20 protein-coding genes and 1 riboswitch are annotated in these 22,882 nt (G+C 69.1%); of the genes, 14 read left to right on the top strand and 6 right to left on the bottom strand.

The features are described 5' to 3' along the window. The first annotated feature begins 212 nt into the window (after window positions 1–212). The 4 genes from betI (at window position 213) to KGQ91_RS13710 (ending at window position 6,699) form a co-directional block, all read left to right on the top strand. A complete protein-coding gene (gene betI / locus KGQ91_RS13695) occupies window positions 213–812 on the top strand; it encodes a transcriptional regulator BetI (protein ID WP_224421203.1) in 600 nt (199 codons plus the stop codon). 47 nt (window positions 813–859) lie between these two features. Next, window positions 860–2,329 carry a betaine-aldehyde dehydrogenase gene (gene betB, locus KGQ91_RS13700; protein ID WP_224421204.1) on the top strand — a complete coding sequence of 490 codons (1,470 nt, stop codon included), beginning with the start codon at window positions 860–862 and terminating at the stop codon, window positions 2,327–2,329. A 75-nt stretch (window positions 2,330–2,404) separates the two neighbouring features. Then, entirely contained in the window at window positions 2,405–4,096 is a 1,692-nt protein-coding gene (betA, locus tag KGQ91_RS13705) for a choline dehydrogenase (protein WP_224421205.1), read from the top strand. A 152-nt stretch (window positions 4,097–4,248) separates the two neighbouring features. Next, window positions 4,249–6,699, top strand: coding sequence for an acyl-CoA dehydrogenase (locus tag KGQ91_RS13710; protein ID WP_224421206.1), 2,451 nt, complete (start codon window positions 4,249–4,251; stop codon window positions 6,697–6,699). Window positions 6,700–6,834: 135 nt separating this feature from the next. Here the strand turns inward: KGQ91_RS13710 and KGQ91_RS13715 are convergent, their stop codons facing one another. Then, window positions 6,835–7,812 (bottom strand): NADPH:quinone reductase, encoded by a 978-nt coding sequence (locus KGQ91_RS13715; RefSeq protein WP_224421207.1) that lies wholly within the window; start codon window positions 7,810–7,812, stop codon window positions 6,835–6,837. Between the two features lie 145 nt (window positions 7,813–7,957). On the opposite strand from KGQ91_RS13715, the gene kduD reads away from it, so the two are divergent. Then, complete coding sequence (gene kduD, locus KGQ91_RS13720; RefSeq protein ID WP_224421208.1) at window positions 7,958–8,716, top strand: 2-dehydro-3-deoxy-D-gluconate 5-dehydrogenase KduD; 759 nt, start codon at window positions 7,958–7,960, stop codon at window positions 8,714–8,716. Between the two features lie 19 nt (window positions 8,717–8,735). On the opposite strand, the gene KGQ91_RS13725 is transcribed toward kduD, so the two are convergent. After that, on the bottom strand, window positions 8,736–9,323 hold the full coding sequence (locus KGQ91_RS13725; RefSeq protein ID WP_224421209.1) for a hypothetical protein: 588 nt from the start codon (window positions 9,321–9,323) through the stop codon (window positions 8,736–8,738). A gap of 91 nt (window positions 9,324–9,414) precedes the next feature. Between KGQ91_RS13725 and KGQ91_RS13730 the strand changes: the two genes are divergently transcribed. From KGQ91_RS13730 to KGQ91_RS13740, 3 genes are all read left to right on the top strand, one after another. After that, window positions 9,415–10,170 (top strand): glycerophosphodiester phosphodiesterase family protein, encoded by a 756-nt coding sequence (locus KGQ91_RS13730; protein WP_224421210.1) that lies wholly within the window; start codon window positions 9,415–9,417, stop codon window positions 10,168–10,170. 83 nt (window positions 10,171–10,253) lie between these two features. Continuing rightward, complete coding sequence (locus KGQ91_RS13735; RefSeq protein WP_224421211.1) at window positions 10,254–11,075, top strand: motility protein A; 822 nt, start codon at window positions 10,254–10,256, stop codon at window positions 11,073–11,075. Beyond that, on the top strand, window positions 11,068–11,712 hold the full coding sequence (locus KGQ91_RS13740; protein WP_224421212.1) for an OmpA/MotB family protein: 645 nt from the start codon (window positions 11,068–11,070) through the stop codon (window positions 11,710–11,712). The genes KGQ91_RS13735 and KGQ91_RS13740 overlap by 8 nt, the downstream gene beginning before the upstream one ends. A 201-nt stretch (window positions 11,713–11,913) precedes the next feature. After that, a riboswitch (cobalamin riboswitch) is annotated at window positions 11,914–12,105 on the top strand. On the opposite strand, the gene KGQ91_RS16760 is transcribed toward KGQ91_RS13740, so the two are convergent. After that, a complete protein-coding gene (locus KGQ91_RS16760; protein WP_263478960.1) occupies window positions 12,098–12,226 on the bottom strand; it encodes a hypothetical protein in 129 nt (42 codons plus the stop codon). It overlaps the preceding riboswitch by 8 nt. Window positions 12,227–12,247: 21 nt before the next feature. On the opposite strand from KGQ91_RS16760, the gene KGQ91_RS13745 reads away from it, so the two are divergent. Beyond that, window positions 12,248–14,053 (top strand): TonB-dependent receptor domain-containing protein, encoded by a 1,806-nt coding sequence (locus tag KGQ91_RS13745; RefSeq protein WP_224421213.1) that lies wholly within the window; start codon window positions 12,248–12,250, stop codon window positions 14,051–14,053. Between the two features lie 98 nt (window positions 14,054–14,151). Further along, window positions 14,152–15,762 (top strand): OpgD/OpgG family glucan biosynthesis protein, encoded by a 1,611-nt coding sequence (locus tag KGQ91_RS13750; RefSeq protein WP_224421214.1) that lies wholly within the window; start codon window positions 14,152–14,154, stop codon window positions 15,760–15,762. 32 nt (window positions 15,763–15,794) lie between these two features. On the opposite strand, the gene panP is transcribed toward KGQ91_RS13750, so the two are convergent. Beyond that, on the bottom strand, window positions 15,795–17,450 hold the full coding sequence (panP, locus tag KGQ91_RS13755) for a pyridoxal-dependent aspartate 1-decarboxylase PanP (RefSeq protein WP_224421215.1): 1,656 nt from the start codon (window positions 17,448–17,450) through the stop codon (window positions 15,795–15,797). Between the two features lie 180 nt (window positions 17,451–17,630). On the opposite strand from panP, the gene KGQ91_RS13760 reads away from it, so the two are divergent. From KGQ91_RS13760 to cobO, 3 genes are read left to right on the top strand one after another with little or no spacing between them, the layout of a single operon-like run. Next, entirely contained in the window at window positions 17,631–18,707 is a 1,077-nt protein-coding gene (locus KGQ91_RS13760; RefSeq protein ID WP_163650443.1) for a PA0069 family radical SAM protein, read from the top strand. A gap of 35 nt (window positions 18,708–18,742) precedes the next feature. Next, window positions 18,743–19,060: a winged helix-turn-helix domain-containing protein gene (locus KGQ91_RS13765; RefSeq protein ID WP_163650444.1), complete on the top strand. Its 318-nt coding sequence runs from the start codon at window positions 18,743–18,745 to the stop codon at window positions 19,058–19,060. Between the two features lie 58 nt (window positions 19,061–19,118). Next, complete coding sequence (cobO, locus tag KGQ91_RS13770) at window positions 19,119–19,718, top strand: cob(I)yrinic acid a,c-diamide adenosyltransferase (RefSeq protein WP_163650445.1); 600 nt, start codon at window positions 19,119–19,121, stop codon at window positions 19,716–19,718. Here cobO and KGQ91_RS13775 read toward each other — a convergent pair. Beyond that, a complete protein-coding gene (locus KGQ91_RS13775; RefSeq protein ID WP_224421216.1) occupies window positions 19,712–20,584 on the bottom strand; it encodes a cobalamin-binding protein in 873 nt (290 codons plus the stop codon). The genes cobO and KGQ91_RS13775 overlap by 7 nt on opposite strands. Window positions 20,585–20,631: 47 nt before the next feature. Here KGQ91_RS13775 and KGQ91_RS13780 point away from each other — a divergent pair, with 47 nt between their 5' ends. Next, window positions 20,632–21,405, top strand: coding sequence for an SIMPL domain-containing protein (locus KGQ91_RS13780; RefSeq protein WP_224421217.1), 774 nt, complete (start codon window positions 20,632–20,634; stop codon window positions 21,403–21,405). Between the two features lie 21 nt (window positions 21,406–21,426). On the opposite strand, the gene serS is transcribed toward KGQ91_RS13780, so the two are convergent. Continuing rightward, a complete protein-coding gene (gene serS / locus KGQ91_RS13785; protein WP_224421218.1) occupies window positions 21,427–22,707 on the bottom strand; it encodes a serine--tRNA ligase in 1,281 nt (426 codons plus the stop codon). Window positions 22,708–22,882 lie beyond the last annotated feature (175 nt).

Consider the following 22,882-nt stretch of genomic DNA (forward strand, 5'->3'; position numbering starts at 1 on the left):
ACGTGTCTCCTGCGGACGAAGTGGCGTGCCGCCTTGCGGCACGTTGGATAACGATGAATTATGCGATAATCGACTACGCATTCCACTATACAATAGTTTTTGTTGATTGAACGTTCAATAAAAACATTGCACACTATAGACCAATGAGACGTGGACGGCCCGAGTCACGATTCAACGTCGCCCCGTCTCGCGACAGGCAAAGGAGGAGGCTCGTGCCCAAGGTCGGAATGGAGCCCATACGCCGGCGGCAGTTGATCAGCGCCACCATGCAGGCCATCGACGACGTCGGACTGGCGGACGCCACCGTCGCGCGAATCGCCCGGCAGGCCGGCGTCTCGGCCGGCATCATCAGCCATTATTTCGGCGGCAAGGATGGCCTGCTGGAAGCCACCATGCGCCAGATCCTCTACGACCTGGGAGCCGCCGTGGCCACACGCCGCGGCCGCCTGCCGGAGGATACGCCGGCGGCCCACCTGCGCGCGATCATCGACGGCAACTTCGATCGCAGCCAGGTCAGCCAGTCGGTGATGAAGACCTGGCTGGCCTTCTGGGCCTCGAGCATGCACAAGCACGACCTCCAGCGGCTGCAGCGGGTCAACGACCGGCGCCTCTACTCGAACCTGTGCAGCCAGTTCCGACGCTGCCTGCCACGCGCCGAGGCCCGCCGCGCCGCTCGCGGCCTGGCGGCGATGATCGACGGCCTGTGGCTGCGCGGCGCCCTGGCACCCGAGGGGCTCGACGTCGACCGGGCCCGCCGGCTGGCCTACGACTACCTGGAAGAACAACTGGCGCGCGCCGACTGCCTCGCCTGACGGCGGCCCCGGGCGGCGCGACACATCCATCCTTTCGCGGAGGCAACATGGCCACACTCGAAACTCAGCCACTCTACATCGACGGACGTCGCGTGGACGCCACCTCCGGTGAAACCTTCGACACCGTCAACCCCGCCAACGGCGAGGTACTGGCCCGCGTTCAGCAGGCATCACGCGAGGATATCGACCGCGCCGTCGCCTCGGCCCGTCGGGGCCAGCAGGTGTGGGCGGCGATGACCGGCATGGAGCGCAGCCGCATCCTGCTGCGCGCCGTCGCCCTGCTGCGCGAACGCAATGACGAGCTGGCACAGCTGGAAACCCTGGACACCGGCAAGCCGATCAGCGAGACCCAGGCGGTGGACGTCGTCACCGGCGCCGACTCGCTGGAATACTACGCCGGGCTGGCACCCGCCATCGAGGGCACGCAGATCCCGCTGCGCGAGGACTCCTTCGTCTACACGCGCCGCGAACCACTGGGCGTGATCGGGGCCATCGGTGCCTGGAACTACCCCATCCAGATCGCCTGCTGGAAGAGCGCTCCCGCGCTGGCCGCCGGCAACGCCGTGGTCTTCAAGCCCAGCGAGGTCACACCGCTGACCACCCTGAAACTGGCCGAGATCTTCACCGAGGCCGGTCTGCCCGACGGCGTGTTCAACGTGGTCCACGGCGACGGCCGCGTCGGCGAGCTGCTCACGCACCATGCCGACATCGACAAGATCACCTTCACCGGCGAAGCCGGCACCGGCAAGAAGGTGATGTCCGCCGCGGCCGGCTCGACCCTCAAGGAAGTGACCATGGAGCTGGGCGGCAAGTCGCCGCTGATCGTCTTCGACGACGCCGATCTGGATCGGGCCGCCGACGCCGCCATGATCGCCAACTTCTATTCCAGCGGTCAGGTCTGCACCAACGGCACCCGCGTCTTCGTGCATCGCTCGATCAAGAGCGCCTTCGAGGCCCGCATCAAGGAGCGCGTGGAGCGCATCCGCGCCGGCGACCCGCTCGACCCGAACGTCAATTTCGGTCCGCTGGTCAGCTTCGAGCACCTCGAGAAGGTCCAGGGCTACATCGACCTGGGCAAGCAGGAAGGCGCCCGCGTGCTGGTCGGCGGCGAGCGCTGGAACGATGGCGACTTCGCCGACGGCGCCTGGGCGGCACCGACGGTGTTCACCGACTGCCGCGACGACATGCGCATCGTCCGCGAGGAGATCTTCGGCCCGGTCATGTCGATCCTGGTCTTCGACGACGAGGACGAGGTCGTCCGGCGCGCCAACGACACCACCTACGGGCTGGCCGCCGGCCTGTTCAGCGAAAGCCTGAACCGCTCGCATCGCGTCATCCATCGCCTGCAGGCGGGGATCTGCTGGATCAACACCTGGGGCGACTCCCCGGCCGAGATGCCGGTGGGCGGCTACAAGGAGTCCGGCATCGGTCGCGAGAACGGGCTCTCGTCGCTCGACCAGTACACCCAGATCAAGTCGGTCCAGGTCGAGATGGGCCCCTTCCCGACCGTCTTCTGACGTCCCGGGCCGGCCCTCGCGCCGGCCCGCCGCCCCACCGCTTTTCGACCCCGAGTTCACGAAGGAGGGCCGCTCATGACGCAGGCTCGTGAATACGACTACATCATCATCGGCGCCGGCTCCGCCGGCAACGTCCTCGCCACGCGACTGACCGAGGACCCGGACGTGCAGGTGCTGCTGCTGGAAGCCGGCGGCCCGGACTACCGTTTCGACTTTCGCACCCAGATGCCGGCGGCACTCGCCTACCCGCTGCAGGGCAAGCGCTACAACTGGGCGTTCGAAACCGATCCCGAACCCCACATGGACAACCGTCGCATGGAGTGCGGCCGCGGCAAGGGCCTGGGCGGCTCGTCGCTGATCAACGGCATGTGCTACATCCGCGGCAACGCCCTGGACTACGACAACTGGGCCAGGCGCGCGGGCCTCGAGGACTGGACCTACGCCGACTGCCTGCCCTACTTCAGGAAGGCCGAGACCCGCGACATCGGTGCCAACGACTATCACGGCGGCGACGGCCCGGTCAGCGTCACGACCCCGAAGGAGGGAAACAACCCCCTCTATCATGCCTTCATCGAGGCGGGCGTCCAGGCCGGCTACCCGGCCACCGAGGACGTCAACGGCTACCAGCAGGAAGGCTTCGGCCCCATGGACCGTTTTGTCACGCCGAACGGCCGCCGCGCCTCCACCGCCCGAGGCTATCTGGACCAGGCCAGGCCGCGCCCGAACCTGACCATCGAGACCCGCGCCACCACCGACGTCATCACCTTCGAGGGCCGGCGCGCCAGCGGGGTGCGCTATGCGCGCGGCGGCCAGACTCGGGAGGTCAGGGCGCGTCGCGAGGTGCTGCTGTGTGCCGGCGCCATCGCCTCGCCGCAGATCCTGCAGCGCTCCGGCATCGGCCCGCAGGACGTGCTCGACGAATTCGGCATCACGCCGGTCAAGGTCAACGACAACGTCGGCGCGCACCTTCAGGACCACCTGGAGATGTACATCCAGTACGAGTGCACCCAGCCGATCTCGCTGTATCCGGCCCTGAAGTGGTACAACCAGCCGAAGATCGGCGCCGAGTGGATGCTGTTCGGCACCGGCGTGGGCGCCAGCAACCAGTTCGAGGCCGCCGGCTTCATCCGCACCCGTGACGAGGAGGCGTGGCCCAACCTGCAGTACCACTTCCTGCCCATCGCCATCAGCTACAACGGCAAGAGCGCGGTGCAGGCCCACGGCTTCCAGGCCCACGTCGGCTCCATGCGCTCCGAGAGCGAGGGCCGGGTGCGCCTGACCTCGCTGGACCCCGCGGCCGCCCCCTCGATCCTGTTCAACTACATGTCCACCGAGAAGGACTGGCAGGAATTCCGCGACGCGATTCGCCTGACCCGCGAGATCATCAATCAGCCGGCCATGGACGCCTACCGCGGCCGCGAGATCTCCCCGGGGCCGGACGTGCAGTCCGATGCCGAGCTCGACGCCTTCGTCCGCCGGCACGCCGAGACCGCCTATCACCCCTGCGGGACCTGCCGCATGGGCGACGGCGACGACAGTGTGGTCGACGGCGCCGGCCGGGTTCATGGCGTGGACGCTCTGCGGGTGGTCGACGCCTCGCTGTTCCCGGTGATCCCCACCGGTAACCTCAACGCGCCGACGATCATGCTGGCCGAGAAGATGGCCGACAAGATCCGTGGCCGCGAGCCGCTGCCGAAGAGCGACGCCCCCTACTACGTCGCCGACGGCGCCCCGGCCCGGCAGCGCGCGCCCGAGCGCCCGGCCTGATACCCCCGCTTTCCCCCTGTTTGCCCCGCACCTGCGGGGCTTTTTTTTGGCGTCGGGCTCCACCGCGCTGGTCAGGGTCGCGCAAATCCTCTAGGCTGACAGCATTCAAACGCACGTTCGAATCATTTTATCGTCCGCTTCGGAGAATCTCGATGCTGTCATTGCTGCTCATCGTGCTGGCCGTCATCGGCCTGATCGAGGTCATGCGCCGCGAGGCCGGCGCCACGCCGGCGCTCGCCGTCACCGGCATCCCCGGTCTGCTGGGGATCATGCTGGGTGCGCCGGTCGCCGCCACACTACTGCTGCTGGCGACCCTGGCCATCGCCGCCTGCGGGTTGCCCGCGCTGCGCCGGCGCTGGCTGACTCCGCGCCTGTTCACCCGCTTTCGCCGGGTGGCGCCACGCGTCTCGGACACCGAACGCGTGGCCCTGGAAGCCGGCAGCGTGTCCTGGGACGGCGAGCTGTTCACCGGCCGCCCCGACTGGCAGCGCCTGCTGGCCTACCGTGACGACGGCCTGAGCGACGCCGAGCGCGCCTTTCTGGAGCACCAGTGCGCGGAGGTCGCCGGCCTGTGCAACGGCTGGGATGTGGCCCGCGAACGCGCCGACCTGCCCGAGGCCGCCTGGGACTACCTGAAGCGGGAACGCTTCTTCGGCATGATCATCCCCGAGGAATACGGCGGCCTGGGCTTCTCCGCCAGGGCACAGTCGGCGGTGCTGCAGAAGCTGGTGGTCAACGAGACGCTGATGATCTCGGTGGGCGTGCCCAACTCGCTCGGCCCGGGCGAGCTGCTGCTCAAGTACGGTACCGACGAACAGAAGAACCACTACCTGCCGCGGCTGGCCGATGGCCGCGAGATCCCCTGCTTCGGACTCACCGGGCCGCGGGCCGGCTCGGACGCCACCTCGCTGCCCGACGTCGGCGTGGTGGTCAGGCGCGAGGTCGACGGCGAATCGGTACTGGGGATCGAGCTGACCTTCGAGAAGCGCTGGATCACCCTGGCCCCGATCGCCACCGTGGTGGGTCTGGCGTTCCGGCTGTTCGACCCGGACCACCTGCTCGGCGAGGAAAGCGACCTGGGCATCACCTGCGCACTGATCCCCCGCGACACGCCGGGCATGGAGATCGGCCGCCGCCATCACCCCATCGGCAGCCCCTTCATGAACGGACCGATCGTCGGCCGCGATGTCTTCGTGCCGCTCGACCGCATCATCGGCGGCCCGGCGATGGCCGGCCAGGGCTGGCGCATGCTGGTCGAGTGCCTGTCGGTGGGCCGCTGCATCACCCTGCCCTCCGGCGCCGCCGGGGTCGGCCGCTACGCCGTCGGCTGGTCCGGCGGCTTCACCCGCATCCGCCGCCAGTTCAACGTGCCGGTCGCCGAGATGGAAGGCGTGCAGGAGGCCCTGGCCCGCCTGACGGCGCATGCCTACATCGCCCAGGCCGCGGTGCATCAGACCGCCAACCTGATCGATCACGGCGTCAAGCCGGCGGTGCCCTCGGCGATCCTCAAGAGCCAGCTGACCGAGTTCCAGCGGCGCATCCTCGCCGACGCCATGGACGTTCACGGCGGCAAGGCGGTGACACTGGGGCCACGCAACTACCTGGGGCTCGCCTGGAGCGCCGTGCCGGTGTCGATCACCGTCGAGGGCGCCAACATCATGACCCGCAACCTGATGGTCTTCGGCCAGGGCGCCATCCGCTGCCACCCCTACGTGCTCGAGGAGCTCGCCGCCGCCGACACCGACGACCTCGACGCCTTCGACCGGGCCTTCTTCGGCCATGCCGGGCTGATCGCCGGCAACGCCGCCCGCGCCTTCACCCAGGCGCTGGGTCTCGGTGGGCCGCGGGTGCCCTTCGACGAGCTGGCCGCGCCCTATGCCCGCGAGGTCAGCCGCCTCTCCGCCGGCTTCGGGCTGTGCGCCGATGCCGCCATGGCCAGCCTGGGCTCGAGCCTCAAGAAGCGCGAGATGCTCTCGGCCCGGCTCGGCGACGTGCTCGCCAACCTCTACCTGCTGTCGATGCTGCTCAAGCACTGGCACGACGACACCAGCGTCGAGCACGAGGCGGCCCTGCTCCACTACAGCTGCCGCACCCTGCTCCACCGCACCGAGCAGGCCTTCGTCGAACTCTTCGACAACCTGCCCAGCCGTGCCCTGGGACGCAGCCTGTCGGCGATCGTCATGCCGCTCGGGCGGCGCTGGAAGACCCCCGAGGACTCCCTCACCCGGGAGATCGCCCACGCCATCTCCACCGCCACGCCGCTGCGCGACAAGCTGCTGGCCGGCACCTGGAATACCCAGGCGGAAGGCGACGTCGACAACCCCCTGGCCCGCTACAATGCCCTGCTGGCCGACTACCCGCGGGCCGAGCCGCTGTATCGCACCCTCAACAAGGCCCATGCCCGCGGCGAGCTGCCCGCCGAGGCCCTGCACCCCGAGCAACGCATCGACGCCGGGCTCGCCGCCGGGCTGATCGGCGAGGAGGACGCCGCCTTCCTGCACGCCTTCGAGGCCGAGGTGCTGGACATGCTCACCGTCGACGACTTCGCGTTCGATGCCTTCGCCAGCCAACCGGCCTCGGCGAGCCATCCCGACGTGGCATAGACGCCGCCACGCCGTGTGCGACACGCAAAAGCGCCCTGTCAGCCATGTCGGCGGACAGGGCGCTTTTTCATGCCCGCAAGGGCGGAAGAAACGCAAGACAACCGGCACCGGCCTCGAGCCCGGTGCCGGCCGGCCTCAGGGCAGCAGGATGGTCGAGCCGGTGGTGCGGCGCGAGGCCAGGGCGTCCTGGGCCTCGCCGGCCTTGTCGAGCGGGTAACGCTGGCCGATATCCACCTTGACCTTGCCACTCTCGAGCATCTCGAACAGCTCGTGACACATCGTCTCGAAGCGCTCGCGGGTATCGGCGTAGCCGTTGAGGCTGGGCCGGGTCACGAACAGCGCTCCCTTCTGGTTGAGAATGCCGATGTTGACGCCTTCCACCGGCCCCGAGGCATTGCCGAAGCTGACCATCAGACCACGCTTCTGCAGGCAGTCCAGCGAGGTCTCCCAGGTGTCCTTGCCCACCGAGTCGTAGACCACCGGCACCATCTCGCCGTCGGTCAGCTCGCGCACCCGCTCGACCACGTTCTCGCGGGTATAGTCGATGGTCGCCCAGGCGCCGTTGTTCTTCGCCAGCTCGGCCTTCTCCGGCGAGCTGACGGTACCGATCAGCTTGACGCCCAGCGCCCGAGCCCACTGGCAGGCGATCGAGCCGACCCCGCCGGCCGCGGCGTGGAAGAGAATCGTCTCGCCCGCCTCGACCCGGTGGGTCTGGCGCAGCAGGTACTGCACGGTCAGGCCCTTGAGCATCGACGCCGCGGCGGTCTCGAAATCGATGCCGTCGGGCAGCACCACGACCTTCTCGGCGGGCAGCACGTGCTGTTCGGCATAGGCGCCCAGCGGCCCCTGGGCGTAGGCGATGCGATCGCCCGGCTTGAGGTGGGTCACACCCTCGCCCACGGCGTCCACCACGCCGGCCCCCTCGGTGCCCAGACCGGACGGCAGGCCCGGCGCCGGATAGAGACCGGTGCGGAAGTAGATATCGATGAAGTTCAGGCCGATCGCCCGGTTGGCGACGCGCACCTCGCCCGGCCCGGGCTCGGCGGGCGTCACGTCGACGAGCTCGAGCACCTCGGGGCCACCGGTGCGGGAAAACTGGATACGTTTGGCCATGGCCGGCAATCCTTGTTCAACTGACGGAGTCGGATCACCTTACAAGCGCCCGCCGGTCAAGACCAGTCCCGGCGTGTCGGCAAGCGCCGTGCCATCGCCTACGCTGGGAACACTTGCAACCACGCATTGCCGACAAGGAGCCTGCATGTCTCTGACCCGTTTCTCGCTCGAGGGGCGCACCGCCCAGGTCACCGGCTGCAACAAGGGGCTCGGCCGCGCCATGGCCGTCGCCCTGGCCGAGGCCGGCGCCGACATCGTCGGCGTCAATCGCAGCGACGACAGCGCCACCAGGGGGATCATCGAAGCGCAGGGACGCTGCTACCATGCCATCACCGCGGCGCTCGGCGAGACGCCCCCGGCCGCCATCGTCGAGGAAGCCGTCGCTGCGGCGGGGCAACTCGATATCCTCGTCAACAACGCCGGGCTGATCCGTCGCGCCCCGGCCATCGAGTTCAGCGAGGCGGACTGGGATGCGGTCATCGACGTCAATCTCAAGGCCGCCTTCTTCCTGGCCCAGCAGGTTGCCCGTCACCTGATCGCGCGCGGCGCCCGCGGCAAGATCATCAACGTCGCCTCGCTGCTCTCCTTCCAGGGCGGCATTCGGGTGCCCTCCTACACCGCCAGCAAGAGCGGCCTGCTCGGCCTCACCCGACTGATGGCCAACGAATGGGCCGCCCACGGCATCAACGTCAACGCCATCGCCCCCGGCTACATGGCCACCGACAACACCCGGGCGCTGCGCGACGACCCGCAGCGCAACGCCGAGCTGCTGGCGCGCATTCCCGCCGAGCGCTGGGGAGAGCCGGAGGATATCGCCGGCGCCGCGGTCTTTCTCGCCTCGTCGGCCGCCGACTACGTCCACGGCCATGCGCTGGCGGTGGACGGCGGCTGGCTGGCACGCTGAGCCGATACCCCGACCGGCGTCACAGACGCTCGGGGAACAGCCGTTCGGGAAACTGCTCCAGACCGCGCACGAAACGCGTCTTGTAGCCATCGAACAGCTCGCGGTCCTGCCTGAAGGACTGCACCACGGCGTTGACGTCGAAGTTCAGGCTCACGGGCAGCGTGTCGGGGCCGGCGTCCGGGTGACGGGGCGCCAGGCCGATGCGCAGGCCCTCCGACCCATTCAGCCAGCGCTGGATGCCGGCGCGGCGGAACATGGCCTCCTGGTCGGCGTCGGCCGCGTTGACCCGCAGCGGTGCCCGCGTGGCCAGCTCCGCCACCAGGCGCTCGGCGGCGTTCTCGACCGGCGCATCGGGCAGGATGCCGAGCAGGGCCAGCTCCATGCTCTCGCCGCGGGCGTCGGATACCAGCAGCGCCAGTGCCGCCGGGCGGCCCTCGTCGTCGGTCAGTGCCAGGACGCGCGCCGCATCCTGACGCACCAGCACGCCCAGGGTGCCGGCGAAGCTCGCCAGCGGCACGAGGCCGGCGTCCCGGCCGTAGACCTCGGCACACAGGCGCGCCAGGCAGGCCTCGCGCTGCCGGGCATCGTTCACGTTCACGACTTTCATGGGGTCTCCATTCGCGAGATGATCGGCGGGGCAGACTAGCATACCGGCCGTCGCCGCCCCACGCCTTTCCGGCCCCGCCCGAGGACTCCGCATGCTGCCCGCGCCGCCGCTCGACTCCCTCCCGCCCGTCATGGCCCATCGCGGCCTGTCGGCCCGTGCGCCGGAAAACACCCTGGCCGCCGTTCGCGCCGCCCATGCCGCCGGTTGCCGCTGGGTCGAGCTCGACGTGCAGCTGCTCGGCGACGGCACCCCGGTGATCTGGCACGACGCCCGCCTTAACCGCTGCAGCCATAGCCGCGGCCGTCTCGCCGACCTGGACCGGCAACGGGCGCGCCGGGTGGATGCCGGCAGCCGGTTCGCGCCCCGCTTTCGCGGCGAGCCCATGGCCTCACTGGAGGCCATGCTGGCGCTGGTCGAGACGCTGGGGCTGGGTCTCAACCTGGAATTCAAGCTCCACCGCGGACGCGACCCGGCCGCCCTGGTGGACACGGTGCTGCCGCTGGTCGAGCGCTGCCTGCCCCCCTCGCGCTGGCTGGCCTCCTCCTTCGATCGGCGGGCACTGCACGCCCTGCGCCGGCACCGCCCCGATCCACACCGGCTGCGGCTGGGCGTCATCGACAAGCGCCTGCCGCGCCGCTGGCGGGAGGAGGTCCACGAGCTCGGTGCCTTCAGCCTGCACCTGGACTGGCGACGCCTGCGCGAACCTCAGGCGCGTGCCGTGGCGGCGAGTCCCTGTCGTCTGGTCGCCTACACGGTCAACCAGCCGCGCATCGCCCGGCGTCTGTACGCCTGGGGCGCGGCCTCGCTGATCAGCGACGACCCGCTCGCCTTGACCGACATCAAGTGAACGCGGAATCGCGGTTCATCCCCCCTCAACTTTCCGAGACCGAGGCCGATAGGGCGATAAACGATCGCCATCAAGGAGCCTCGATGAATCCCTCCACGCTGATCGGCATGGTGGCCAGCTGTCTGCTGCTGGCCAGCGTGCTGTTTCTCACGGCCGAGTCCCCCGACAGTTTCCTCAACCTGCCCGGCCTGGCCATCGTGCTCACCGGCACCATGGCGGCGACATTCATCAGTTATCCTCTCAAGGAAGTGGTTCGCGTGGTACGACTGGTGGGGCTGGTCTTTCGTCGCGAGGACAACCATCTCCGCGACGACATCCAGGAACTGGTGGACATGGCCCGGCTGTGGTTCAAGGGGGATGTGCGGGCCGTGGAACGCGCGCTGGAAAAGACCCGCAACCCCTTCCTGCGCACCGGCATCCAGCTGGTCATCGCCAACACCAAGGAGCAGGAGATCCTCGACCTGCTGCGCTGGCGCATCGCCCGCCTCAAGGCCCGGGAGCATGCCGAGGCACAGATCTTTCGCACCATGGCCGCCTATGCCCCGGCCTTCGGCATGCTCGGCACCCTGGTCGGGCTGGTCAACATGCTCGAGGTCATGGACGGCGGCAGCCTGGCGGACATCGGCCCGCGCATGGCGGTGGCGCTGCTGACCACCTTCTACGGCATCCTGCTGGCCAACCTGGTCTTCAAGCCGATCGCCGTGAAGCTCGAACGCCGCACCGAGGAGCGCCTGATCGCCATGAACATGGTACTCGAGGGCATCTCGCTGATTTCGCGGCGGCGCCTGCCCTCGTTCATCGAGGAAACCCTGAACTCCTTCATGGCCAATCACCAGGACGAGATTCGCGACGACGGCGAGCCGTCGCCGGTTCTTGACCCCATGCAGGACGGCTCGCATGGGTGACGGACACGATCCCCTGCTGCCCGGCCAGGCCAAGGCATCGGGCGAGGACGGCGAAAGCTGGCTGTTGAGCTACCTCGACGTGCTGACGCTGCTCATCACGCTGTTCGTGCTGCTGCTGACGCTCACCGATCCCGCTGCGGAGACGGCCTCGTCCTCTCCCGCTCCGCTGCCCGGCGTTGCCGGCCCGGCCCGCGCCACGGGGACCCAGCCCGACCTCACCGGCCTGCTGCCACGGCTCGATGGCGTCAGCGTCTCGCGCAGCGATGCCGGCCTCAACCTGCGTATCCAGGATCACCTGCTGTTCGCCAGCGGGCAGGCCGACCTGACCGCTCCCGGCACCGATGTGCTCCATCGTCTGCTGCCGCTTCTCGAGCACACCCGGGGGACCATCTCCGTGGAAGGGCACACCGACGACGTCCCCATCCACACGCGACGCTTCCCTTCCAACTGGGAGCTCTCCAGCGCCCGCGCCAGCGCCGTGCTGCGTTACCTGCAGGACCAGGGCATTGCCGCCGATCGACTGCGTGCCATCGGCTATGCCGACACACGCCCGCTGCGTCCCAACGACTCGCGCCGCGACCGCGCCGCCAATCGTCGCGTGGAACTGGTCGTTCACGAGCGGCGCGCCGGCCCGTGACCCCCCGATCAAGCGGCCGCGGTTTTTTATCGCTTCATAACCCGGGTCAACTGCAGGAACACGAAGCCGGTGCCATGTTTACCCTGCTGAGCACGGACATGCCCGACGGGGACCGCAGGGACGCGACGCGCATGCCCGGTCAGGGATGATCGGGTTCTTGCCCGTGGCGCGTTGACTTGCCCTCCCCGGCCCCGCAGAATTCCCCACCGTCGAGACACGGGTGCTCGGGAAGCGGGTGAGACCCCCGCACTGCCCCCGCAACGGTGTTCGCGTCGATCGAGGTCGGGCCCAGTGCCGACCACTGCCGCCAGGCGGGAAGGTGACCTCGATCCGTGGCCGTGAACCACGGCCCAGCGCGTCAGTCCGGAGACCGGCCTGCGTCTCTTCACTGGCTGATGCGGAGGGCCTCGCCAGTGGCGACATCAACCGGCACGCCGCGGCGTGCCGGCAGGCCGGCCATGCGTGTCGTGCCGTCGTCACCCTTTCTGTCCTCCTCATCGCGATCGACCGTCACGACGCGCTTGAGGATCTTTCCATGCCGTTTCGCAAGACCCCGCTGTGGCTCGCCATCGGTGTCACGGTGGCTCCCCTGAGCCAGGCCGACCAGCGCCTGGACACCCTGCAGGTCACCGCCAATCGCCTGCCCCAGACACGTGCCGATGTGCTCGCCAGCACCACCATCATCGACCGCGACGAGATCGAGCGCCTGCAGCCGAACTCCGTGACCGAGCTGCTCCAGGGCCGGGCCGGGGTCGAGCTGGCCCGCAACGGCGCCCGCGGCAACCAGACCAGCCTGTTCCTGCGCGGGACCAATTCCGACCATGCCCTGGTACTGGTCGACGGGGCGCGCATCGCCTCGGCCACCGACGGCTCGATCAACTGGGAGTTCCTGCCGGTAGCGGCCATCCAGCGCATCGAGATCGTGCGCGGCCCGCGCGCCGCCGCCTACGGGGCCGATGCCATCGGCGGCGTGATCAACATCATCACCCGCCAGGCCGAGACCGGCGGCGAGCACGCGACCCTGGAGCTGCGCGCCGGCGGCGAGCATACCCGGCGCGAGACCGCCTGGTTCAGCGCGACACAGAAGGACACCCGGCTGTCGGCCTTGATCGACCACCAGAGCACCGACGGCTTCTCGGCCCGCGCCGACGACGGTGACGACGACGGCTTCGACCAGCGCACCGGCAAGCTGGCGATGAGCCACGCCTTCGGCGAGCGGGCCGACCTGGACGTCTCGCTGCTGCGCACCCGCAACGACTACGACTACGACGACTGCGGCTATCCCTCCAGCCAGGACTGCCGCGGCGAGGGCGACCAGCAGGTCCTCTCCGCCTCGCTGACCACGCACAACCGGCCGGGCTGGGATACCGAACTGGCCGTCGCCCGGGTCACAGAGAGCCGCGAGCGCTTCATCGACGGCCGCTCATCCGGCGAGACATCGACCCGGCGCAACGAGGCCTCGCTGACCAACCGCCTGTCGGGCGACTGGGGGGAGACCGCGCTCGGCGCCGACGTCCGCGATGCCTCGCTCGACTCGCCGCTGACCTACGCCGAGGACGGCCGCCGCAACTGGGGCGTGTTCGCCAACTGGCACCAGCGCCTGGCCCGCCATCGGCTCTCGGCCGGGATCCGTCACGACGACGACAACCGCTTCGGCGGCGCCACCACCGGCAGCCTCGCCTATGCCTATGCGCTGACCGACGCCCAGCAGATCGGCGCCAGCTACGCCACCGCCTACAAGGCACCCAGCCTGCTCGACCTCTACGGCCCCTATGGCGCCAACCCCGACCTCGATGCCGAGACCTCGCGTACCGCCGAGCTGTTCTGGCGCCTCGACCGCGAGACCTGGGGCCTGTCGGCGACCGCCTTCGACACCCGCATCGACGACCTGATCGACTACGATCCGGCCACCTTCATTCCCTACAATGTCGGCAAGGCCCGCATCCGTGGCGTCGAACTGGCGGGCGACTGGCAGTACGGCGGCTTCACCCTGCACGCCGCCCTGACGCACCAGAACCCCGAGAACCGCGAGACGGGCGAGCGCCTGAAGCGCCGCGCGCGCACCTTCGGCCGCCTCGACGCCGACTACGCGACCGGGGACTGGTCGTTCGGCGCCACCCTGCGCAGCGCCGGCGATCGCCGTGACACGGACGCCGTCACCTTTGCCGACACCACCACCGCCGGCTACGCCGTGATGGACCTGCGCACCACCTGGCGGCTCACGCCCCGCATCGCGCTGTCCGCCAAGCTCGACAATGCGCTGGATCGCGACTATCAGCTCGTCGACGGCTACAACACCCAGGGTCGCTACCTGGAAGGCGGCATCACCCTGCGCCTGTAATGCGGCGGCCGTCATGCGCCCCGGCATGGATTGCCGGGGTCCGGCGGGATTCCTATAGTGAACGTCGATGACGCCTCATCGACCATCAGGGACGACTCATGCATCGACGCGATTTCCTCAAGGCCGCCGGCGCGCTGGGCGGGGCCTTCCTGCCGCTTTCCCGGGTACTGGCGGCGGCGTCCGACGCCGCCCCCGCCGGCACGGGCCAGGGTAGTGCCTTCGACTACGCCTGGCTCAAGGGGCTGGCACGCCACCTCGCCGACCAGCCGCCGCAGGCCGGCGAGACGACCCTGCCCCCCGAGCTGCAGGGCCTGACCTGGGACCAGTACCAGGCGATCCGCTTTCGCAAGGACCACGCCCTGTGGGCCGACGACGCGCAGGCCCGCTATCGTGCCGAGCTGTTTCACCTGGGGCTGTACTTCAAGAAACCGGTCAAGATGCATGAAGTGGTCGACGGTCGGGCGCACGAGATCGCCTACGATCCGGCGATGTTCGACTACGGCGATTCGGGCATCGACGGCGAGGCCCTGCCAAGCGACCTCGGCTTCGCCGGCTTTCGCCTGCTGCATGACGACGACTGGCAGCGCGACCGGGTGGCGTTTCTCGGCGCCAGCTACTTCCGCGCCGTCAGCCGCACCCTGCAGTACGGCATGTCGGCCCGCGGGCTGGCGGTCGACACGGGCCTGCCCCGTCCCGAGGAGTTTCCCGACTTCACCCGCTTCTGGCTGGAACGGCCCGCCGCCGGCAGCAACGAGCTGACGGTCTACGCCCTGCTGGAATCACCCAGCATCACCGGGGCCTACCGCTTCGTCATCCGCATCGTCGAGGATGTCACCATGGACGTCGATGCCGCCCTCTATCCGCGTCAGCCGATCGAACGGCTGGGCATCGCGCCGCTGACCAGCATGTACCTGGTCGGCGAGAACGATCGCCAGGCGGACTGGGACTGGCGACCCGAGATCCACGACTCCGACGGCCTGGCGATGCACACCGGTGCCGGCGAGTGGCTGTGGCGACCGCTGGTCAATCCGCCGCACCTGCGCTTCAACGCCTACAGCGACCAGAATCCCAGGGGGTTCGGGCTGCTGCAACGGGATCGCGACTTCGACCACTACCAGGACGACGGCGTGTACTACGATCGGCGCCCCTCGGTGTGGGTCGAACCCCGCGGCGACTGGGGCAAGGGCTCGGTGCAGCTGGTCGAGATCCCCACCCTCGACGAGACCTTCGACAACATCGTCGCCTTCTGGAACCCCGACGCGCCCGTGCAGCCAGGCCAGGAGCTGCTCTACGCCTACCGCCTCTACTGGTGCAACACGCTGCCGTCGCAGCCCGAGCTGGCCCGCTGCGTGGCGACCCGCACCGGGCTCGGCGGCGTGATCGGCCAGAAGCGCGAGTACTTCAGCCGGCGCTTCGTGATCGACTTCCGGGGCGGGCCCTTCCCCTTCGATGCCGACCAGGACGTCAACGTCGTGCCGGTCATCGAGCACAGCGCCGGACGCGTGGAAATCACCTCGGCGCGGCCGCTGCATGCCATCGACGGCTACCGCGCCATGTTCGACCTGGTGCCCCCGGAAACCACCGACCCCATCAACCTGCGCGTCTATCTCAAGGCCGGCGACCAGCCGCTGACCGAGACCTGGCTCTATCAGTGGACGCCGCCCCCCGTCGACGAGCGCGCGCTGCACAACCCCGGGCACCTGTCGTGAGCCATCACGCTGGTCGCCACCCGCCGGCACGCTCACATCCGGCGGCGATGGGTGTCCAGTAGAGCCTTAAGGTTGGCGAAGTCGGCGCTTTCCAGGTGCTCCGCGGCGATCTGGCGTTGCTCCTCGATGAGCTCTCGCAGCACCTGGTCGGTGGTCAGGGGATTGGCCAGCACCACCCGGAAGACGGTGATGGCCTGGCGATCGTGGCTCGCCGGGGTCAGCCGGGTGCGCGACACGAAGGACTTGCCCCGCTCGCGCTGGCGCTTCTGGATGGACTGCGTCATGCGATTCAGCAGGTCGTTGATCCACCGGCGCTGCGCCTCGTCGGCGTCGTGCAACCGCGCCTGAACCCCGGCAGGCGCCCAGCGATAGGTGAGGATGTTGAGTTCCGGCTCGGTGATCAGCTCGAAATCCTCGAGCGCCGCGATCCGGTCGGCGAAGCGTCGCGCCAGTTCGATGCCATTGTCGATCAGCATCGCATAGCCCTGGCGACCGATGATCTTCAGGGCCGACTGCACCAGCATCGCCATGCCGGGACGGGAGCCTTCCAGCGTGGTGCTGCCAAGGTCCTTGGAGCCCTGCCGAATGATGTACTGGGCATGGTGCTCGATGCTGGCGAGGGCCGACGGCTCGCGGAACAGCACCATGCCCGCTCCCATCGGCACATAGAGCTGCTTGTGGGCGTCGATGGTGACGGAATCGGCGCGCTCGATGCCGGCCAGACGCGGTCGGTAGCGTTCCGAAAACAGCGTCGGTCCGCCCCAGGCGGCATCCACGTGGAAGTGGATCCCCTGCTCCGCGGCGATGTCGGCCAGGCAGTCCAGCGGGTCGATGTTGCCGGTCTCGGTCGTGCCGGCGATCCCCACCAGCGCGAAGGGCCGTATCCGCTGCCGCTCGAGCCGCTTCAGCGTGGCGACCAGGGCATCGGGACGGATGCGGTTGCGCGCGTCGGTCTCGACGGCCACCATCTGATCGCGTCCGATGCCCAGCACATCGGCGGCCTTGGAGAGCGAGTAGTGGCCACGCTCGGAGACCAGCACCGCGGCACCGTCACAGTCATGGTGACGCAGGGCCGCGAAGACCCCACTGCGGCCGATGCCGGGAAACTCGCCGTCGGGACCGAAGGCCCGGTTTCGGGCAGCCCACAGCGCGGTGATATTGGCGACGGTGCCCCCGGAGCAGAAGGCACCGAGGCGTTCGTCGCTGTGGTGCAGCCAACGCTCGTAGAAGGCGTCGGACTGGGCATAGATCAGGCGATGCAGCATGCCCAGCACCTGGCGCTCCAGCGGCGTGAAGGCCTTGGAGGTCTCGGTCTTCACCAGGTTCTGGTTCAGCGCGATCATGATCTTCGACAGCGGGATCATGAAATAGGGCAACGCCGACGTCATGTGGCCGACGAAGCTGGGCGAGGCGGTATGCACGGATTGCGCGACCACCTTGTCGAGCAGGAACCGGGTCTGGTCGGAGACGAAGACCGGCGCCTCGGGGATGCGGGTATCGTGGAAGTCCCGTTCGATCCTGACCAGGTCGTGCTCTTCCGCGACGATATGCTCCTGCAGGAAGCCGGCGAGATTCGCCGAAATATCCCTGTCCAGACGGTTCAGCGTCGCCCCGGACGCCTCGGGGACGGTGAAGATCCTCAGCAGATTGTCCCAGCTGCTTTCGGCGACCTTTGCTTGCTTGCCCATGGAACCCTGTTGCCTTTGGGGAATGAAAGGGCGGAGCACCGAAGGGGGCCTGAGCCGACCGGTACATCGCCGCGCACACGAGTATTGTAACGCGACAGCCCCATCTCGAGCGCGTTGAACCGGCTGCAGGGTATCGCCATCGCCACTATACTGTATGCAAATGCAGTACAGGAGATCGGCATGGCGACGCCTCCCCGGAATACCGTGGTCCGCAAGGGGCGCGGCGCGACCTGCGATCCGGCCAATCGCTTCTCGCCCACCCACAGCGAGGCCGTGGACGACGGCTGGTGGCAGGAGGCCGTGCCCGAGCGGATCGCCACCACGGTACGCGACGAGCCGGCGAAGAGCGCGCTGTCATGGAACCGCTCGCCGGACCTGCCCTTTGATCGCTCGCTCAATCCCTATCGCGGCTGCGAGCACGGCTGCATCTACTGCTACGCCCGCCCCAGCCACGCCTACTGGGACCTGTCGCCGGGAATCGACTTCGAGACCCGGTTGATCGCCCGCAGCGGCCTCGTCGAACGCCTTCGCGACGAGCTGTGCCGGCCCGGCTACGTCTGCCGCCCCATCAACCTGTCGGGCAACACCGACTGCTACCAGCCGCTGGAGGCGCAGCGGGGTACCACGCGTGACGTGCTCGAGCTGCTGCTGGAATCTCGCCATCCGGTGACCCTGGTGACCAAGAGCGCGCTGATCCTGCGCGACCGCGAGCTGCTCGCGGCGATGGCCGAGCACCGTCTGGTGCGGGTGTTCGTCAGCCTGACCAGCCTCGACGACGACCTCAAGCGGACCCTGGAGCCGCGCACCGCCTCGCCGGCGGCACGACTCAGGGTGATGCGCGAGCTGAGCGCCGCGGGGGTGCCGATCGGGGCGCTGATCTCGCCGCTGATCCCGGGGCTCAACGACCACGAGCTGGAACGCCTGCTGGAAGCCGTCGCCGACGCCGGTGCCCGCAGCGCCGCCTGGATGCTGCTGCGCCTGCCCCACGAGGTGGCACCACTGTTCGAGGACTGGCTGGCCAGCCACTATCCCGAGCGCGCCGCCAGGGTGATGAGCCTGCTCCGTCAGTGTCGCGGCGGCGCCGACCACGACGCCCGCTTCGGGCGGCGCCTGCGTGGCGAGGGTGTCTTCGCCGACCTGCTGGCCCAGCGCTTCCGCCGGGCCAGCCGGCGCCTCGGCCTGGACGGACACGCCGCGATGGGCCTCGACACGTCGGCGTTTCGCCCGCCCCATCGCCAGGGCGACCTGTTCGGGTAACATGGGCAGCGGCCAACGACGACCCGGAGATGCCCATGACCGTCAGCAAGACCCGCAGCAGTTTCTATCGCCGGCTCTACGTCGCCTACCTGATCGACAGCGGGCTCGCCGACAGCGTGCCGGCACTGACCCGGGCCACCGGCATGCCCCGCCGCACGGCGCAGGACACCCTGGCGGCCCTCGCCGACCTGGATATCGTCTGCGACTTCGAGCAGGCGCCCGGCGAGCGCCACCGCACCGGCCGCCACGTGATCCGTGACTGGGGGCCGATCGACCCCGGCTGGGTCGCGCAACACCACGACCACCTGCGCCGCGTGCTCGGCTATCCCGAGCCGTCGACTGACGCCGGCTGACGCGAAACCGCGGCTCGCGTAGGCTTGCCCCGACCCATCCATCGTGTACTGAGGCCCCATGACCGATCGCGACACCCGCCATCGCAACTCGATGCAGAAACTCAAGACCCACGTCGACGAGCGCATCGCCGCCGCCAATGAACAACGCGGCCTGCTGCTGGTTTTCACCGGCAACGGCAAGGGCAAGACCACCGCCGCCTGGGGCACCGTCACCCGGGCGCTGGGCTACGGCTACCGGGTCGGCGTGGTGCAGTTCATCAAGGGTCAGTGGGAATGCGGCGAGCGCGAACGGCTGGCCGAGGATCCCAACCTGGAGGTGGCGATCATGGCCACCGGCTTCACCTGGGAGACCCAGAACCGCGAGAGCGACACCCGCGCCTGTCGCGAAGTCTGGCAGCAGGCAGAGCGCCTGCTGCGCGACCCCGACGTCTACCTGGTGGTCCTCGACGAGATCACCTACATGCTCAAGTTCGGCTATCTGGACATCGCCACGGTGGAACGTGCCCTGCGGGAGCGCCCCGCGGAGCAGACGGTGATCGTCACCGGCCGCAATGCCCATCGCGAACTGATCGACATGGCCGACACGGTCACCGAGATGCGCGACGTCAAGCACGCCTTCGACGCCGGCATCCAGGCCCGCCGCGGCATCGACTACTGAGCGGTGGCGGCCTCGGCCAGCACCCTGCAGACCTGCGCCATGCCCTCGAGCAGGCGCGGCCCGGGGCGGCTGATTTCGTCGGGGTCGAGGGTATAGAGATGGCCGTCGCGCACCGCCGGCAGCGTCGTCCAGCGCTGCCAGGCGGCCTGCCAGGCATCGTCGTCGCCGGCCGCGAGAATCACCGTCGGCCGCGCGGCCAGCAGGGCCTCGCGGCTGACCTGCGGCACCAGTACCGGCGAATCGGCGAACAGCGGCTGCCCGCCGCAGGCGCGGATCACCTGGGTGATGATCTGCCCGTCCCCGAGCGTGGTCAGGGGCGCGGACGCCACTTGGTAGAAGACCCGCGGCGGCCGGGCGAAGTGCTGGCGCAACTCGGCCAGGCGCGCCGCGAAACGCTCGGCCCGCGCCTCGCCCCGGTCCGCGCGCCCGGTCAGCCGACCCAGCTCGCGCAGCTCCTCGGGAATATCCGTCAGATGGCGCGGCTCGCTGGCGTAGACGGGAATGCCCAGCGCCCGCAGGCGAGTCGTCACGGCATGCGGCGTGCCGCTCAGCCAGCTCACCACCAAGTCGGGCCGCCGGCTCAGGATCGCCTCCAGGGAAATTCCCTGATAGCTGCCGACCCGCGGCAGGGTCCGCGCCGCGGGCGGGTAATCGCTGCCCGCGATCACGCCGCTCAGGGCGTCGCCGGCCCCGACCGCATAGAGCAGCTCCACCGCATGCGGGGCCAGGGCGACGATGCGTGTCGCCGGGGCATCGAGCGTCACCGGCTCGTCACGGGCATCCTCCACGGTGATGCTGGCCTCGGCCGCGCCGACCCGGCACAGCACGAGCAGCACCAGCAGACAAAAGGTCCGTGCCAGTCGCATGATGGCGTATCCTTGTTGGCACCCGACACTCATTCGAAGGAGGTTCCATGCCCCCACTTTCCTGGCTGCGCATCACGGCGGCCGTCGCCCTGATCGGCACTCCCCTCGCCGCTCACGCCCAGGCGCCGACCCACGACGACGGCCTGAGCGTCGAGGCCCGCGCCACGCTCCACGTGGCACCGGACACGGCGACGCTCAATGCCCGCCTGTGGGAGCGCACACCGGCCGTGTCCCGCAGCGCCGCGCAGTCAACCGATCCCGAGGCACTCGCCGAGGCTCGGCAACGCCTGGAGGCACGCATCGCCGAGGTAATCCGCACACTGGAGGTCAAGGGCGTTTCCAGCCGGGCCATTCAGGCCGGCTCGCTGAGCGTGCACCCCGACTATTTGCCGGCAGCGAGCCGGGACGGCGACGCCGAACCCCGGGTCCGCACCCAGCTCGAACGGCCGATCACGATCCACCTGGACACGCTGTCGCGGCTGCCCATCGTGCTGGACATCCTCACCGGGGCCGGCGTCGACGCCCTCGACGGCGTCACCTACGACCTCGCCGATCGTGACGCCGCCGCCGACCAGGCCCTGGAACGTGCCATCGACAAGGCCCGACACAAGGCGCAGCTGATGGCGCAGCGCCTGGGCATCTCGCTGGGGCCGGTGGTGCGCGTCGCGGAAACCACCGCCCCCGACGTGCAGCCCCGCACCCTGGCGATGCGGGCCGAGGCGGCCCAAGCCAAGGGCGGCAGCGAATACCGCGCAGGCGAGATCGAGATCGACGCCGGGGTAGCGGTCACCTGGGCGATCGCCGGTCCCGACGGCGAGTGACCCCATCGCCCGACGGCGGGCTCAGTCGGCGTTGATGACCTCGAGCCCGCCCAGGTAGCCGCGCAGGACGTCCGGCACACGGATCGAGCCATCGGCCTGCTGGTTGTTCTCGAGTACCGCCAGCAGGCAGCGCCCCACGGCCAGGCCGGAGCCGTTCAGGGTATGCAGCAGCTGCGGCTTCTTCTGTTCGGGGCGACGGAAGCGAGCCTGCATGCGCCGCGCCTGGAAGTCCTCGCAGTTGGAGACCGACGAGATCTCGCGGTAGGTCTCCTGGCTGGGCAGCCAGACCTCGAGATCGTAGGTCTTGGCGGCGCCGAAGCCCATGTCGCCGGCGCACAGGGTGACCACCCGATACGGCAGCTCCAGCGCCTGCAGGATCGCCTCGGCATGGCCGCGCATCTCCTCCAGGGCGTCGTAGCTGGTCTCGGGATCGACCATCTGGACCATCTCGACCTTGTCGAACTGGTGCTGGCGGATCATGCCGCGGGTGTCCTTGCCGTAGGCGCCCGCCTCGCTGCGGAAGCAGGGCGTGTGGGCAGTCAACCGCACCGGCAGCTCCCGGGCCTCGAAGATGTGGTCGCGGGCGAAGTTGGTCAGCGGCACCTCGGCGGTGGGAATCAGGTAATAGTCGCTCTCCCCCTCGAGGCGAAACAGGTCCTCGCCGAACTTCGGCAGCTGGCCGGTCCCGGTCAGCGAGTCGCGGTTGACGATGTAGGGGACGTAGCACTCCTCGTAGCCGTGCTCGAGGGTCTGGCGGTCGAGCATGAACTGCACGAGCGCCCGGTGCAGCCGCGCGATCGGCCCGCGCATCACCGCGAAGCGCGAGCCGGTCAGCTTGGCGGCCATCTCGAAATCCAGATAGCCGTGACGCGCCCCCAGATCGACGTGATCCTGGACCGGGAAGTCGAAGGTCGACGGCGTGCCCCAGCGATGCAGCTCGACATTGTCGGCCTCGTCATTGCCTTCCGGCACGCTCTCGTGAGGCAGGTTGGGCAGGCTCGCCAGCAGGGCGTCAAGCTCGGCGTGAACCTCGGCGAGGCGCGACTTGGCGGCATCCAGTCGGTCTCCCAGGTCACTGACCTCGTCGAGCAGCGGCTGGATGTCCTCGCCGGCCGCCTTGGCCTTGCCGATCGCCTTCGAGCGCGTGTTGCGCTCGTTCTGGAGCTGTTCGGTTTCGGTCTGCAGCGTGCGGCGCTGGCTCTCCAGCGCCTCGAACTGCGCGGTATCCAGCGTGAAGCCTCGCTTGGCCAAGCGTTGCGCCACGTCTTCGAGGTCACTGCGAAGCAGTTTGGGATCGAGCATGGGTGCCTTTTCCGTTGACGAATCCAGTCATGATAGAGGGCGAACCCGCCACGGCGGGTCCGGCAAGGGCTGTCATTGTAAGGAAAAGCGCTCCCCGCCGCGACCGCGGGGCAACTGCTGCTTGCCAGCCAGACACAGAGGCACCGGGGACAGGTCGTAGAGGGGGTTTTTGGCC

The organism is Modicisalibacter tunisiensis (assembly GCF_020148005.1).
GTDB classification, from domain to species: domain Bacteria; phylum Pseudomonadota; class Gammaproteobacteria; order Pseudomonadales; family Halomonadaceae; genus Modicisalibacter; species Modicisalibacter tunisiensis.

Coding starts and splice junctions, on each gene's coding strand:
- KGQ91_RS13735 (WP_224421211.1), top strand. CDS start 10,254: ATGAATCCCTCCACGCTGATCGGCATGGTGGCCAGCTGTCTGCTGCTG.
- serS (WP_224421218.1), bottom strand. CDS start 22,707: ATGCTCGATCCCAAACTGCTTCGCAGTGACCTCGAAGACGTGGCGCAA.
- KGQ91_RS13745 (WP_224421213.1), top strand. CDS start 12,248: ATGCCGTTTCGCAAGACCCCGCTGTGGCTCGCCATCGGTGTCACGGTG.
- KGQ91_RS13740 (WP_224421212.1), top strand. CDS start 11,068: ATGGGTGACGGACACGATCCCCTGCTGCCCGGCCAGGCCAAGGCATCG.
- betB (WP_224421204.1), top strand. CDS start 860: ATGGCCACACTCGAAACTCAGCCACTCTACATCGACGGACGTCGCGTG.
- KGQ91_RS13710 (WP_224421206.1), top strand. CDS start 4,249: ATGCTGTCATTGCTGCTCATCGTGCTGGCCGTCATCGGCCTGATCGAG.
- KGQ91_RS13780 (WP_224421217.1), top strand. CDS start 20,632: ATGCCCCCACTTTCCTGGCTGCGCATCACGGCGGCCGTCGCCCTGATC.
- betA (WP_224421205.1), top strand. CDS start 2,405: ATGACGCAGGCTCGTGAATACGACTACATCATCATCGGCGCCGGCTCC.
- KGQ91_RS13725 (WP_224421209.1), bottom strand. CDS start 9,323: ATGAAAGTCGTGAACGTGAACGATGCCCGGCAGCGCGAGGCCTGCCTG.
- KGQ91_RS13750 (WP_224421214.1), top strand. CDS start 14,152: ATGCATCGACGCGATTTCCTCAAGGCCGCCGGCGCGCTGGGCGGGGCC.
- panP (WP_224421215.1), bottom strand. CDS start 17,450: ATGGGCAAGCAAGCAAAGGTCGCCGAAAGCAGCTGGGACAATCTGCTG.
- KGQ91_RS13765 (WP_163650444.1), top strand. CDS start 18,743: ATGACCGTCAGCAAGACCCGCAGCAGTTTCTATCGCCGGCTCTACGTC.
- KGQ91_RS13715 (WP_224421207.1), bottom strand. CDS start 7,812: ATGGCCAAACGTATCCAGTTTTCCCGCACCGGTGGCCCCGAGGTGCTC.
- kduD (WP_224421208.1), top strand. CDS start 7,958: ATGTCTCTGACCCGTTTCTCGCTCGAGGGGCGCACCGCCCAGGTCACC.
- cobO (WP_163650445.1), top strand. CDS start 19,119: ATGACCGATCGCGACACCCGCCATCGCAACTCGATGCAGAAACTCAAG.
- KGQ91_RS13775 (WP_224421216.1), bottom strand. CDS start 20,584: ATGCGACTGGCACGGACCTTTTGTCTGCTGGTGCTGCTCGTGCTGTGC.
- KGQ91_RS13760 (WP_163650443.1), top strand. CDS start 17,631: ATGGCGACGCCTCCCCGGAATACCGTGGTCCGCAAGGGGCGCGGCGCG.
- KGQ91_RS13730 (WP_224421210.1), top strand. CDS start 9,415: ATGCTGCCCGCGCCGCCGCTCGACTCCCTCCCGCCCGTCATGGCCCAT.